12 protein-coding genes and 1 other RNA gene are annotated in these 12,721 nt (G+C 73.6%); 6 read left to right on the plus strand and 7 right to left on the minus strand.

The features are described 5' to 3' along the window. Nucleotides 1–156: 156 nt before the first annotated feature. Nucleotides 157–672 (minus strand): PH domain-containing protein, encoded by a 516-nt coding sequence (locus BMX74_RS08475; protein ID WP_236714958.1) that lies wholly within the window; start codon nt 670–672, stop codon nt 157–159. A gap of 375 nt (nt 673–1,047) precedes the next feature. On the opposite strand from BMX74_RS08475, the gene BMX74_RS08480 reads away from it, so the two are divergent. The 3 genes from BMX74_RS08480 to BMX74_RS08490 all read left to right on the plus strand — a co-directional run bounded on the left by BMX74_RS08480 (nt 1,048) and on the right by BMX74_RS08490 (nt 5,586). Further along, nucleotides 1,048–1,560 (plus strand): YbhB/YbcL family Raf kinase inhibitor-like protein, encoded by a 513-nt coding sequence (locus BMX74_RS08480; RefSeq protein WP_236714959.1) that lies wholly within the window; start codon nt 1,048–1,050, stop codon nt 1,558–1,560. A 198-nt stretch (nt 1,561–1,758) separates the two neighbouring features. After that, complete coding sequence (locus BMX74_RS08485; protein WP_143078592.1) at nt 1,759–3,243, plus strand: hypothetical protein; 1,485 nt, start codon at nt 1,759–1,761, stop codon at nt 3,241–3,243. Nucleotides 3,244–3,330: 87 nt separating this feature from the next. Then, a complete protein-coding gene (locus BMX74_RS08490; RefSeq protein WP_055506008.1) occupies nt 3,331–5,586 on the plus strand; it encodes a SulP family inorganic anion transporter in 2,256 nt (751 codons plus the stop codon). A 29-nt stretch (nt 5,587–5,615) separates the two neighbouring features. Here BMX74_RS08490 and BMX74_RS08495 read toward each other — a convergent pair whose 3' ends face one another. The 6 genes from BMX74_RS08495 to BMX74_RS08520 form a co-directional block, all read right to left on the minus strand. After that, a complete protein-coding gene (locus BMX74_RS08495) occupies nt 5,616–6,179 on the minus strand; it encodes a TetR/AcrR family transcriptional regulator (protein ID WP_055506009.1) in 564 nt (187 codons plus the stop codon). 2 nt (nt 6,180–6,181) lie between these two features. Further along, nucleotides 6,182–6,439 (minus strand): hypothetical protein, encoded by a 258-nt coding sequence (locus tag BMX74_RS44900; RefSeq protein WP_055506010.1) that lies wholly within the window; start codon nt 6,437–6,439, stop codon nt 6,182–6,184. Between the two features lie 79 nt (nt 6,440–6,518). Continuing rightward, an RNA gene (gene rnpB / locus BMX74_RS08505) (RNase P RNA component class A) lies at nt 6,519–6,909 on the minus strand. 145 nt (nt 6,910–7,054) lie between these two features. Then, nucleotides 7,055–8,323 (minus strand): bifunctional RNase H/acid phosphatase, encoded by a 1,269-nt coding sequence (locus BMX74_RS08510; RefSeq protein ID WP_091099407.1) that lies wholly within the window; start codon nt 8,321–8,323, stop codon nt 7,055–7,057. Further along, on the minus strand, nt 8,320–9,060 hold the full coding sequence (locus BMX74_RS08515) for a zinc ribbon domain-containing protein (protein WP_091099409.1): 741 nt from the start codon (nt 9,058–9,060) through the stop codon (nt 8,320–8,322). Before BMX74_RS08515 ends, BMX74_RS08510 begins: the two co-directional genes overlap by 4 nt. A gap of 2 nt (nt 9,061–9,062) precedes the next feature. Next, nucleotides 9,063–9,863, minus strand: coding sequence for a Nif3-like dinuclear metal center hexameric protein (locus tag BMX74_RS08520; protein WP_091099411.1), 801 nt, complete (start codon nt 9,861–9,863; stop codon nt 9,063–9,065). 150 nt (nt 9,864–10,013) lie between these two features. On the opposite strand from BMX74_RS08520, the gene BMX74_RS08525 reads away from it, so the two are divergent. The 3 genes from BMX74_RS08525 to BMX74_RS08535 all read left to right on the plus strand — a co-directional run bounded on the left by BMX74_RS08525 (nt 10,014) and on the right by BMX74_RS08535 (nt 12,668). Then, complete coding sequence (locus tag BMX74_RS08525; protein ID WP_091099413.1) at nt 10,014–11,039, plus strand: dipeptidase; 1,026 nt, start codon at nt 10,014–10,016, stop codon at nt 11,037–11,039. Continuing rightward, nucleotides 11,036–12,136, plus strand: a complete 1,101-nt coding sequence (locus tag BMX74_RS08530) for a M20 family metallopeptidase (protein ID WP_256256833.1) — start codon at nt 11,036–11,038, stop codon at nt 12,134–12,136. The genes BMX74_RS08525 and BMX74_RS08530 overlap by 4 nt, the downstream gene beginning before the upstream one ends. A gap of 127 nt (nt 12,137–12,263) precedes the next feature. Then, nucleotides 12,264–12,668 carry an SSI family serine proteinase inhibitor gene (locus BMX74_RS08535; RefSeq protein ID WP_055506016.1) on the plus strand — a complete coding sequence of 135 codons (405 nt, stop codon included), beginning with the start codon at nt 12,264–12,266 and terminating at the stop codon, nt 12,666–12,668. Nucleotides 12,669–12,721: the final 53 nt, after the last annotated feature.

Here is a 12,721-nt window from a genome sequence, read left to right on the forward strand (position 1 = left end):
GAGACCCGGGCGCATGACCGTCATCGGCGGCCGGGGCACCGGCGGCTGAAGAGCCAGGCGCGTGGCCGTGGCCCTCGGACGGCGGGCCGGGGGTGGCCGGGGTGGGCGGGTGGTGCGGGTCTGCGCCGCCCGCGGGGTCGCCCGGTTGGCCGGTCGTCATGTGGCGTCGTCCCTGAGTTCTTCCGCGCGGTGCGCGAGCCGTTCGGCCAGCCCGGCCGCGACGGCGTGGTCGAGGCCCGCGATCGTGGACGACCCCGCGTGGGAAGCGGTGCGGATGCGCAGCGTGGCGATGCCGAGGAGGCGTTCCAGCGGCCCCTGCCCCTTGTCGACGGTCTGGATGCGGCTGACGGGCACGAAGACCCACTCCCTGGTCAGGAACCCCGACCTGGCGTAGATCACGTCTCCGGAGAGCTCCCAGCGGTGCACGGCGTACCGTACGAACGGTTCGGCCACGAGGAACGGCGTCACGACGACGAGGACGGCGAGCGGCGGCAGCCACCACCGGCCGCCGAGCCAGGCGGGCGCCAGGGACCAGCCGCTGACCCAGCGGCCGAGCAGCGCGGAGCCGCCGGCGAACAGCGCGAACGCGATGAGCGACTGGAGCACCCAGAGGCCGACCGCTTTGGGCGATACGCGGTTCGCCGGGTCACGCAGCAGGCCAGGAGACGTCACAAGGCCAGCTTAGGGGGCGAAACGGACCGCCGATCAGCGGTGCGGAAAGATCCGACGTCAGCGGCCCTCCAGACGTCCGGCGCGTTTCGGCCCGCGCCCCGCGGCGGTGGGCCGGGGGCGTAAAGGAGCCGTCCGGCCTGGGAAACAGGCAGCTAGGACGGGGTGTGCCGACGGCAGGGCGGCGACGGTCAAGGTCATCTTTGTGTCCAAGGTCACTGTCCCTATGCCGGGGTTCCGGCTGGTTTCGGCTCCTTTACCGGCGACCGACCATCGAGAAACGGTCTGCGCACCGCCGAGACGCGCGTAGCATCGTCGGACATGGGGCTGTGTAACGCGGCAGCACGCGTGCGACGGGCCATCGTCAGTGTGACGGTGGTGACCGTCGCGCTCGCGTCGTCGGGTTGCTCCAGCTTCATCGGGCTCTCGCAGGCGAAGGAGATCCCCGAGATCAACGTCTCCAGCCCCGAGCTGCACGAGGGCAAGCCCCTGCCGAGCGAGTACTCCTGCCGCGGAGACCAGGGCAGCCCGCCGCTGCGCTGGTCGAGCGGCACGCTTCCTGACGCGAAGTCGATCGCGGTCGTGGTCGACTCCCACACCCCGTCGGCGTCGGCGGTGCACTGGGTGCTCTACAACATCCCCGCCACCACCACCGAGCTGGGTCCCGACGCCGCCGCCGACCCGCCGGAGGGCTCCGGCCAGGCGAAGGTGACGAGCGGCAAGACCGGTTACGAGCCGCCCTGCGACGCCAAGGGCACCTACCGCTTCAGCGTCTACAGCCTGAGCGGCAAGGTGAAGGTCAAGGAGGGCGCCCCCCTCCCCGAGGTCCTGAAGAAGATCGCGGACCTGACCATCGCCCGGGGCCGGCTGACGGCGGTCGACATCCAGTGAGAGGCCGGACACCGCAGGTAGTGGTCCTTACCAATTCTTCGCGCAAGGTGTGACAACGCTCGTCGTGGTCCGACACAATCAGATCCAATTGTTAGGTATCGGTGATCAAAGGGGGCAGATCGCGTCGATGGCCGCGCGATCTCACCGGTGCCACAGGGAGGCCATGGCTTTGAGGGTGGTGCAATGATCGCGGTCGTAGTGAGCTTGGTCGCTGTCGTGCTCCTCGTGCTCGTCGTCGTGGCACTGGGCATGCGTTCGATGAACCGCCGGGAGAGTTCCCTTCCTCCGGAGCGGCTGAAGGAGATGGCCGAGAAGGAGGAGAGCAAGCCGACGCGCTCCACCGACGAGTTCGCCAACCACGAGCCCCGGATGAACAACTTCAGCCCCGACTTCAGCCCCATCGACGAGGTGAAGCCGAAACCCGTCCGCACCGGCCAGCGCGGCAGGCGCGGCGTCGACGAGTGGGGCAACCCCACCACCGACGTCGAGGACGAGGAGTTCTGGGCGAACATCCGCAGCGACGCGGAGGAGGGCGGTTTCGGCGCCGACGGCACGGTGGCCGCCAGGAAGGGCGCCTCCCGCCCCGTCGACCGTCCGGTGGGCGCGCCGCGCCCCGTGGAGGCCGAGCGCACGGGCGAGCCCCGCGCGCCGAAGCCCCGGCCGGTGACCGCCGCCGACCCGAACGCCGCCACGATGCAGGTCCCGCTGCCGCAGCGTCCCACCCCCGCTGCCGCCCCTGCTCCCGCCGCCGCCTCGGCCGGGCTGGCCGATCTGGTCGAGCCCGCGCCGCGTCCCGCACCCTCCGCCTCCGACCTGGCCAACCAGCGCACGGTCACCTTCACCAAGCCTCCCGCCGACATCCTGAGCGCGCTGGGCGCGCAGGCCGCCGCCCCCGCCGCTCCCTCCGCCCCCTCTCCCAGGCGCCCCGACCCGATGCCCGCCACCGGCATGTTCGCCGCCGCCACGGGCGGCAGCGCCACGCCGGCGGGCGCGGGCGGCGCCACGCCGGTCGGCGCCGGCACCACCGCTCCTGTCGGCGCCGGCAGCGGCGCGTTCCCCGCCACCGGCCCCGCCTCCAGCGGCAACTTCCCGCTCAGCGCGCCCACCGCGCCCATCAGCTCGGCCCCGACGAGCGACGCCTTCCCCGCGTACGGCTCCGGGCCCGGCGCGCGCGACGCCGCGTGGACGCCGTCCGGCCAGGGCGCCACGCCCGCCGCCACCACGTCGGGCTCCTGGCCCGCCTCCCCCGACATCCTCGACGACCCGGCGCCCACCCCCTCCTACAACGGCAACAGCGGCTCCTGGCCCGCCTTCGAGACGCCGGCCAGCCGCTCCTCCTACGAGGTGCGCGCCGGTTGGGCGGTGGCCGACTCCGACCCGGTGACCGGCCCGTCGCCCGCCACCGGCGTCCCCACCGCGCCTGGCCGCGCCGTCACCCCGTACGACGACGTCCTCGCCGCCCCCGCGCCGGGCGGGTCGGCCGCGCCGTCCCCGGCCGGAGCCCCGTCGTCGTTCGGCGCGTACGAGACCGGCGACTACGCCGCCCCCGCCGCGCCCGCCTGGCCCGAGCCGCCGGCCGCGGACTGGCCTGCCCACGGTCAGCAGCCCGCCTCGGGCGCGCAGGGCGCGACCGGCGGGCAGCGCCGCCCCGGCGACCCCGACTACGGCGACTACTACCGCTGATCACCGCGCGGCCCCGGGTGCCATGAATGGGTAAAACCCGCGATGACGGGGTAAAGGACGGGGCCGCTGCCGAATAGGGTTTGCCGCATGAGCGGCGACACCCTGCGTAACTGGCGTTACACGCTGAGGCACGATCTGCCGGCTTCGTTCGTGGTCTTCCTGGTCGCGGTGCCTTTCGCGCTCGGCATCGCGATGGCGTCCGGCGCGCCTCTCGGGGCCGGGCTGATCTCCGCCGTCGTCGGCGGGATCGTGGCGAGCGCACTGGGAGGCTCCGCCGTGCAGGTGAGCGGGCCCGCCGCGGGCCTGACCCTGGTGATCGCGGACCTCGTGCAGACGTACGGCTGGCGGGCGACCTGCATGGTGACGCTGCTGGCCGGCGTGGTGCAGCTCGTGCTCGGCGTGTTCAGGGCGGCGAGGGCGGCCCTGGCGGTGTCGCCGGCCGTCGTCCACGGCATGCTGGCGGCCGTCGGTGTGATCATCGGGCTGGCGCAGCTGCACGTCGTGCTGGGCGGCAAGCCGCAGCAGTCCGCGGTGGCGAACCTGGCGGAGCTGCCCGGGCAGATCGCCGGCCTGGAGGGGCACAAGGTGGCCGTCGGGCTGCTGACGATCGGCGTGCTCATCGTCTGGTCGCGGCTGCCGAAACCGGCGCGGGCGGTGCCGGCGCCGCTGGCCGCGCTGCTCGTCGCCGCCGGCACGGCGTGGGCGTTCGGCTGGGACGTCACCAGGGTCGACCTGTCCAAGGCGTTCGGCGACTGGGCGTTCCCCGTGCTGCCGCACGGCGACTGGCACCTGATCGTCGGCGCGGTGCTGCTCGTGGCGCTGCTGGCCAGTGTCGAGTCGCTGCTGTGCTGCGCGGCGACCGACGGCATGCACGGCGGCAGCCGCGCCGACCTCGACCAGGAGCTGTCGGGGCAGGGCGTGGCGAACATGGTGTCGGGGGCGCTGGGCGGCCTGCCGGTGGCGGGCGGCATCGTCCGCAGCACCGCGAACGTGCACGCGGGCGGGCGCAGCAGGTGGTCGGCGATCCTGCACGGCGTGTGGGTGCTGGTGTTCGCGCTCGGGTTCGGCTGGGCGATCAGGCTGATCCCGCTGGAGGCGCTGGCGGCGCTGCTCGTGTTCATCGGCGTCCAGATGGTGAACCTGGGCCACGTCAAGAAGGTGCACGGCCACGGCGAGGTGCCGGTGTACGTCGTGACCATGGCGGGCGTGATCCTGCTCGGACTCGGCGAGGGGGTGCTGGCCGGGCTGGCGCTCGCGGTGCTGCTGGCCCTGCGCAGGCTCACCGGGGTGACCGTGCAGAAGCGGGAGGAGCCCGACGGGCGGGTGCACGTGACGATCTCCGGCTCGCTGACGTTCCTCGGCGTGCCTCGGCTGACCAGCGAGCTGCGCGCGATCCGCACCGGCGCCGCCGTGGACCTCGACCTCAACATCGACTTCATGGACAACGCCGCGTTCGAGGCGATCCACTCCTGGCGGCTCGACCACGAGCGGCTCGGCGGCAGCGTCGACATCGACGAGCTGCACGACGAGTGGTACGCGCTCGCGGCGAGCGGCAACCGGATGTTCCCGGCCAAGTCGCCGCCCAAGGCGCCCGACCGGTCGTGGCTGCCGTGGGCGCACCGGCGCCACCGTCCCGCGCGGCGTACCGTGGTGGGCGGCAACGGCAGCTCGACCGAGGTGGAGTGCCGGCTCACGGCGGGGGCGCACGAGTACCACCGGCGCACGGCGCCGCTGGTACGTCCCATCTTCAGCGAGCTGGCGCGCAAGCAGCAGCCGTCGCACCTGTTCATCACCTGCGCCGACTCGAGGATCATGCCCAGCCTGATCACCTCCAGCGGGCCCGGCGACCTGTTCACGGTGCGCAACATCGGCAACCTGGTGCCGCGCAGGGGCACCGAGCCGCACGACGACTCCGTGGTGGCGGCCATCGAGTACGCCACGCAGGTGCTGGGCGTCCGTACGATCACGGTGTGCGGGCACTCGGGCTGCGGCGCGATGGCGGGCATCCTCAGCGGCGGGGTGCGGGCGGGCAGCATGCCGGGGCTGCGGCGCTGGCTGCGGCACGGCAACCACAGCCTGGCCAGGTTCATCGAGACCGAGGGCGACCGGCTGCACAGCGGCGCCCTGGACGTCCTGTGCCGGGTCAACGTGCAGCAGCAGCTGGAGAACCTGCGGACGTACCGGAAGGTGGACGAGCAGGTCAGGGCGGGCAAGCTGGAGCTCGTCGGGCTGTACTTCGACATCGCGTCGGCGCGGGTGCACCTGGTGCCGCCGCTGTCGTCCCGCTCCCGCCCGTCCCCCACGGCCTTCTCGGTGGCGGACGGCGGCGCCACGGCGAGCTAGGGCGGGTCTGCGGCCGGGACGAGCGCTGATCAGCGTTCGGGGCCGCGGATGCCTTCGAGCACAAGCGTGACGTGCCTGCGCCAGGCACCGGGGCCGGTCATGTTGGCCATGGCGCCGCGGGTGACCATGACGAAGTCGGCGGCGCGGAAGTCTTCACGGAGGCGGCCGGCGTGCACGGCGCGCCGCACGATGCGTTCGATGATCGCCGAGAAGTCGGTCTTCTCGGCGACGATGTCGTTCCAGCTCGGCTTCTCCGGGCCGAGGATCGCGAAGCGGAACGCGGCGTCGGCCTCCGCCGACTCCAGGTAGCCGTAGAGCAACGTCTCGAACGACTCCCAGGGATCGTCGGCCTCGTCGGCGGCGCGGGCGAGGGCGGTCATCGCCTCGAAGCGGCGGCCGATGATCGCCGCGAGCAGCGCCTGCTTGTCGGCGAAGTGCCGGTAGAGGGTGCCGACTCCCAGGCCGGCGCGCTCGGCGATCTCGTCCATCTGCACGGCGTCGCCTCGCTGGGCGAACAGCTCGGCGGCGGCGTCGAGGACGGCCTCGCGGTTGCGCCGGGCGTCGGCGCGCAGCGCGCGTTCGGGAGCGTTCATGGTCACTCCACTTTAGTTGACGACGCGCGGACGCCGTCTCTCCAGGCGCTGTTCCGGGTGAAGTGCTCGCGCCAGGCCGCGACCTGTCCTGGCGTGTGGTGGCAGGAGAACGGCAACAGCTCGACGCCCCTGGCCTCGGCCGCCGCGCGGTCCGGTTCCGGGAAGCGGTCGGCGCCGCCGCCGAGCTGGTGGGACAGGGAGCCGACCCCGCCGGCCGCGCCCGAGACGAACACCACGTCCCCGGAGTTCATCATGTACATCCGGGAATGGGGCGAGCGCTTCGTCCGGGCCGCGCCGGGATCAGACGGGGTTCGCGGTACCGCCTGACAGGGGGAAAGGGTGACGAGCCGGCCTGTAGGCCGGGTTCTGTCCTTCGTCGCCGAAGGGGCGGCCATCCATCTAGGACCGCCGTTGCCGGCGGCCTCAAGCGGTCTACCCGCGCGGCTCGGGCGGGCTACCCTCGAACGCCGCGCGCGGGACGCTCCGTGGAGTGTCCCTTCTTGACCTTGCTCCGGGTGGGGTTTACCGAGCCGCCCACGTCACCGTGGGCGCTGGTGGTCTCTTACACCACCCTTTCACCCTTACCTCCCCCGGAGGGGAGGCGGTCTGCTCTCTGTGGCACTGTCCCGCGGGTCACCCCGGGTCGGCGTTACCGACCACCCTGCCCTGTGGAGCCCGGACCTTCCTCGGCGGGCCCTCGCGGGCCCGACGCGGCCGCCCGGCCGGCTCGTCTCAGGGAGACTACCAAATCCCAAGCCGGTCCCAACTCACCTACAAGATCCATCGGATGGAATGACGCACGTCACCGCCTGAGGGGGGCGGTGGCGCGGCGGCCGTGCCGGGTGTTCTGGCGGTACCCGGCACGGCCCCGAGGCTCAGCGCAGGTGCGCGGTGTCGTTGAACGACTTCACGACGGCCGGGCCGTCGGCGTAGTACTCGATCAGCGACAGGCAGGCCAGGTCGAGGTGCATCCGGTAGAGGGACTGCGGCGGCGCCATCAGCGCGAACCGCAGCAGCAGCTTGATCGGCGTGACGTGCGAGACGGCGAGGACGGTCCTGCCCTCGTACTGTTCGACCAGCCGCTCCCCCGCCGCCTGGACGCGGCCGGCCGCCGCGGCGAAGCTCTCGCCGCCGGGCGGGGCGACGTCGGGGTCGGCGAGCCAGGTGTCGAGCTCGGCGGGCCAGCGGCGGCGCACCTCGGTGAACGTGTGCCCCTCCCAGGCGCCGAAGTCGGTCTCCCGCAGGTCCTCGACGACCTCGACGGGCAGGCCGGTGCGGCGCGCCACCTCCTCCGCCGTCTGCCTGGCGCGCCGCAACGGCGAGGTGACGATCACATCCGGCCGGTACGGCTCCTTGGACAGCCGCTCGGCCGCGGCGGCGGCCTGGGCGAGCCCGTTGGCGGTCAGCTCGGGGTCGCCGAGACCGGAGAACCTGCGTTCCACCGACAGCGGCGTCTCGCCGTGCCTGAGCAGGAGCAGCGAGGTGGCGACCCGGGTGGGCGGCCGCCAGCCGGTGCCGCGCTGCTGCGCCGCCGCGACGGAGGCGGCGGGGGCGGACAGTTCGGCGATGTCACCGGCGTCGAGCAGGTCGGTCTGCTGGGGCGCGGACGGCGCCGCGCCCGAGGGACGCGCCAGGCCCGGGGCGGCGCCCGCGGGCTCGGCGAGGGGCGGGGCGGCGGGCTCGGCGGAGCCGCCCGCCTTCCAGGTCAGGCCCTTGGCGGCGGCGTCCATGGCCTCGTTGGCCAGCCGGTCGGCGTGCTGGTTGCGCTCGCGCGGGATCCAGGTCCACTCCGTGACGCGCAGCCGCCTGGCCAGGCCCTGCGCCTCCAGCGCGAGGGGCCGCAGCCCCTCGTTCTTGATCTTCCAGCGTCCGGCCATCTGCTCGACGACGAGCTTGGAGTCCATGCGGACCGCGACGGACGCGCCCTCGCCCGCCAGCCCGAGGACGGCGCGCAGGCCGGCGATGAGGCCGCGGTACTCGGCGACGTTGTTCGTGGTGACGCCGATGGCCTCGGCCGCCTCCGCCAGCACCTGGCCGTCGGAGGCGTCCTTGACGACGGCCCCGTAGCCGGCCGGGCCTGGGTTGCCGCGCGAGCCGCCGTCGGCCTCGACGACGTACGAGGCCGAGGAAGAGCTCGGGGTCACAGGCCCGACTCGGGGGTGCGGACAAGGATGCGGCGGCACTCCTCGCAGCGCAGCACCTCGTCGTGGGGCGCGGCCTTGATGGCGTTCATCTCGGCGATCGACAGAGCCACCTTGCAGCCCTGGCAGCGGCCGTGGCGGAGCATGGCGGCGCCCACGGCGTACTGGTCCTTGAGCTTCGTGTACAGGGCGAGCAGGTCGGCGGGGATCTCGGCGGCGACGGCGGTGCGGCGGCCCTGGGCGTCGGCGGCCTCCTTGTCGATCTCCGCGAACGCGGCGTCGCGGCGGTCCTCGGCGGCGGCGCGGGCGGCGGCCACCTCGTCGCGCTGGGCGACGAGGTCGCGGACCTTGGTGTCGGCGGCCTCGCGGCGCTCCATGATCTCCAGGACGACCTCCTCCAGGTCGCCCTGGCGGCGCTGGAGGGAGCCGATCTCGGACTGCAGGCTCGCCAGGTCTCGGGGCGAGGTGACGGCCCCAGAGTCGAGGCGCTTCTGGTCGCGCTCGGCGCGGGCGCGCACGGTGTCGACGTCGCTCTCGGCCTTGGTCTGCTCGCGGGCGAGGTCGCCCGCCTCGGTCTCGGCCTCGATCACCTGGGTGGCGAGCCTGGCGAGCCGCTTGGCCAGCTCGTCGATCTCGGCCAGCTCGGGCAGGGTGCGGCGGCGGTGCGCCAGGCGATCAATCACGGAGTCGAGCTCTGCCAGGTCGAGCAGGCGCTTCTGTGACTCAGGGGCTGCTTTCATGATCAATATCCTCTTGTCCAAGCATCGGTGACCGTGGCGGAGACGCGCGTCTCAACGTTAACGCCACTGGAGGCCAGGATGGACGCCGCGCTGTCGAGCCATGGCCACTCGGTGGCCCAGTGGGCGGCGTCGATGAGCGCGGGGCCTCCCGACTCCACGAACTCGCTGGCCGGGTGGTGTCTGAGGTCGGCGGTGAGGAACACGTCCACGCCGGCGGCGCGGGCCGTGCCGAGGAGGGAGTCGCCGGCGCCGCCGCTCACGGCGACGCGGGTGACCGTCCTCGACAGGTCGCCCGCCACGCGGATGCCCCCGGACGTCCTGGGGAGCCCGGCGGCGGCCCGCGCGGCGAACTCGCCGAGGGTGAGGGGCTCGGGCAGCTCGCCGACGCGGCCGAGCCCGCGCCAGGGGTCGTCGGGGAACGGCTGGAGCGGCACCAGGTCACCGGTCAGGCCCACCGCCCTGGCGAGGGCGTCGGAGACGCCGGGGTTGGCGACGTCGGCGTTGGTGTGGGCGGTGTAGAGGGCGACGTCCCGTCTGATGAGGGTGTGGACGAGGCGGCCCTTCGGCGTGTCGGCGGCGACGGTCGTGGTGCCGCGCAGGTAGAGCGGGTGGTGGGTGACGATCAGGTCGGCGTCCCACTCCAGCGCCTCCTCGGCCACCGCCGCGACGGGATCGACCGCGAACAGCACCCGCCGCACCTCCTGGGCGGGGTCACCGCAGACCAGGCCGACCGCGTCCCAGGACTCCGCCCGCGCGGGCGGGTAGGCCGCCTCCAGCACTTCGATCACGTTCGTCAGCGTCACTGCAGCCACCTGCGCAGACTATCGGTGCAGGGGACGCGGGGGTGTCACCGGAGGTGCCGGGCGATCTCCGTCCGGGAGGACGAAAACGGGGCGGGAAATCCGTTCTGTCGCGCATTGGAGCAGGCCGGGGCCGCGCGATACCGTCCACGCATGACGAATCCCCTGCACCGAAGCGCCGTCGTGGCCGACACCCACAACGACCTCCTCATGGCCGTCTCCGCCCGGCCGCCGGGGCAGTGGGCCTCGTTCTTCCGCCGCCGCTGGCTGCCGCAGCTCGTGGAGGGCGGGGTGAACCTGCAGGTGCTGCCGGTGTTCATCGACGACCAGTACCGGCCGGAGGGCGCGCTCAGGCAGACGCTGCGGATGATCGAGTGCGCGCACGTCATCGCCGAGGGCAACCCCGACAGCGTCCGGCTCTGCCTGGACGCGGGCGACATCGACAGGGCGCTCGACGAGGGCCTGATCGCGCTCGTGCTGGCGATGGAGAGCATGCCGGGGCTCGACGCGAGCGTGGAGCTGATCTCGACCGTCCACCGGCTCGGGGTGCGCATCGCGTCGATCGCGCACTTCGGCCGCACGCCGCTGGCCGACGGCAGCGCCGAGGACGCCACCGGCAGCGGCCTGACCTCGCACGGCGTGGCCGCGCTGAAGGAGATGGAGCGCCTCGGCATCGTCTTCGACGTCTCCCACCTCGGCGCCTCGGGCGTCGCACACGTCCTCGACCTGGCGACCAAGCCGGTCATGGCGACGCACTCCTCGGCCCGCGCCCTGCGCGACCACCACCGCAACCTCACCGACGAGCAGCTGCGCGGGGTCGCCGCGACGGGCGGCGTGGTCTGCGTGAACTTCTTCGCGCCGTTCCTCGCGGGCGGCCGCGACGCCACGCTCGACGACCTGCTCGACCACATCGAGCACATCGCGGACGTCGCCGGCGTCGACCACGTCGGGCTGGGCCCCGACTTCATCCGCGAGATCATGGAGGACCTGACGCCGCCCTGCTGCGAGGGCGTGGTCGCGGGCGACCTCGACCCGCTGGCGGCGATCCCCGGGCTGGAGGGCCCGTCCGGGCTGCCCATGGTGACCGAGGGCCTGCTCGCGCGCGGCCTTCCTGAGAAGGACGTCGAGAAGATCATCGGTGGGAACGTCCGCCGCTTCCTCGGGGAGCGGCTCGCGTGAGCGGGTCGTCGGCGCAGTCCGCCGCCCTGGTGCAGGACCTCGAGGAACTGGTCACCTGCGAGTCGTTCTCCAGCGACCTGGAGGCCGTCGCCCGCAGCGCGCAGGTGGTGGCCGGCATGGGCGCCCGCCACCTGGGCGCGCGGCCCGAGCTCCTGGTGATCGACGGCGTGACGCACCTGCGCTGGACGTTCGGCACGCCGAGGGTCCTCCTGCTGGGGCACCACGACACGGTCTGGCCCATCGGCACGCTGCGCACCCATCCCTGGTCGGTGGCCGACGGCGTGGCGCGCGGGCCCGGCGTGTTCGACATGAAGGCGGGCCTGGTGCAGATGTTCCACGCGCTCGCCGGGCTCGGCTCGCTCGACGGGGTCACGCTGCTCGTCACGGGCGACGAGGAGACCGGCTCCGCCACCTCCTCGAAGCTGATCGAGGACACCGCGCGCGGGCTGACCGCCACGTTCGTCACGGAGGCGAGCGCCGACGGCGGCGCGCTGAAGACGGCCCGCAAGGGCACGTCGCTCTACACGGTGGACGTGCACGGCAAGGCGGCGCACGCCGGGCTCGAACCGGAGAAGGGCGCGAACGCGGGCGTGGAGCTGGCCCACCAGATCCTGGCGATCGCCGGGCTGGGCTCGGGCGGCACCACGGTCACGCCGACCGTGCTGTCGGGCGGCACGACGTTCAACACCGTCCCCGCGCGGGCCACGGTCGGGGTGGACGTCCGGGTGGAGACGCTCGCGGAGCAGGCCAGGGTGGACGCGGAGATGCGGGCCCTGCGCCCGGTCGTGCCGGGCACGCGGCTGGAGGTGCAGGGCGGCCCGAACCGGCCGCCGCTGGAGGCGCGGATGTCCGCCGGGCTCTACACGCTGGCCCAGAAGCTGGCGGCGGAGCTGGGCCTCGCGCCGCTCGCGTCGGCCGCGGTGGGCGGGGCGTCCGACGGCAACTTCACGGCCGGGGTGGGCTGTCCCACGCTCGACGGGCTCGGAGCGGTGGGCGGCGGGGCGCACGCCGACCACGAGCACGTCGTCCTGGCCGAGATGCCGGGGCGTACGGCCCTGCTGCGGGGCCTGGTCGAGGCGACTCTCGGGCGTGGGTAGCTCTTCGCGATCGAACGGTTACGGAGAGCTGTCTCTCCGGTAAGGGTGGCGGCCCGGTCACGGACGGTACTGAAAGGAGCGTGCGCGTCCTCATCCCCGAGGACGCGCCGCCGACCTGGGAGGTCCCATGACCGTTGCGACGACGGCCGCCCGCCGGTTCGCCGCGATCACCCTCTGCGTGGCCGCGCCGCTCGCCGCCTCCTGCCTGACCGCCCGGGCCGACGCGACGGCCCGGCGGCCGGGGGCGGAGCTGTTCATCACCGTCCGAACGGCCGCGGGCGAGGCGCGCTCGATGCGGCTGACCTGCGAACCCGACGGCGGCATCCACCCGCGCCCCGAGGAGGCGTGCGACGCGCTGCGCGAGGTGGACGGCGACATCGACGCGCTGCCCGTGGACGACCGGCCGTGCACCTTCCTGTACCAGCCGGTGCGCGCCGAGGTCCGGGGCCACTGGGGTGACACCGAGACGGACTACGCCCGCGACTTCCCCAACGCCTGCGTCATGCGGCGCCACCTCAGCCCCCTCGTCTGACCCCCCGCCACCCCTCGGTGCGCGCCGAGCCCCCCGGACGCGCACGCCGGGCG

Source organism: Nonomuraea pusilla (assembly GCF_900109355.1).
Classification (GTDB): Bacteria; Actinomycetota; Actinomycetes; order Streptosporangiales; family Streptosporangiaceae; genus Nonomuraea; species Nonomuraea pusilla.

Coding starts and splice junctions, on each gene's coding strand:
- BMX74_RS08515 (WP_091099409.1), bottom strand. CDS start 9,060: ATGAAAGCAGCCCCTGAGTCACAGAAGCGCCTGCTCGACCTGGCAGAG.
- BMX74_RS08535 (WP_055506016.1), top strand. CDS start 12,264: ATGACCGTTGCGACGACGGCCGCCCGCCGGTTCGCCGCGATCACCCTC.
- BMX74_RS08490 (WP_055506008.1), top strand. CDS start 3,331: ATGAGCGGCGACACCCTGCGTAACTGGCGTTACACGCTGAGGCACGAT.
- BMX74_RS44900 (WP_055506010.1), bottom strand. CDS start 6,439: ATGTACATGATGAACTCCGGGGACGTGGTGTTCGTCTCGGGCGCGGCC.
- BMX74_RS08495 (WP_055506009.1), bottom strand. CDS start 6,179: ATGAACGCTCCCGAACGCGCGCTGCGCGCCGACGCCCGGCGCAACCGC.
- BMX74_RS08525 (WP_091099413.1), top strand. CDS start 10,014: ATGACGAATCCCCTGCACCGAAGCGCCGTCGTGGCCGACACCCACAAC.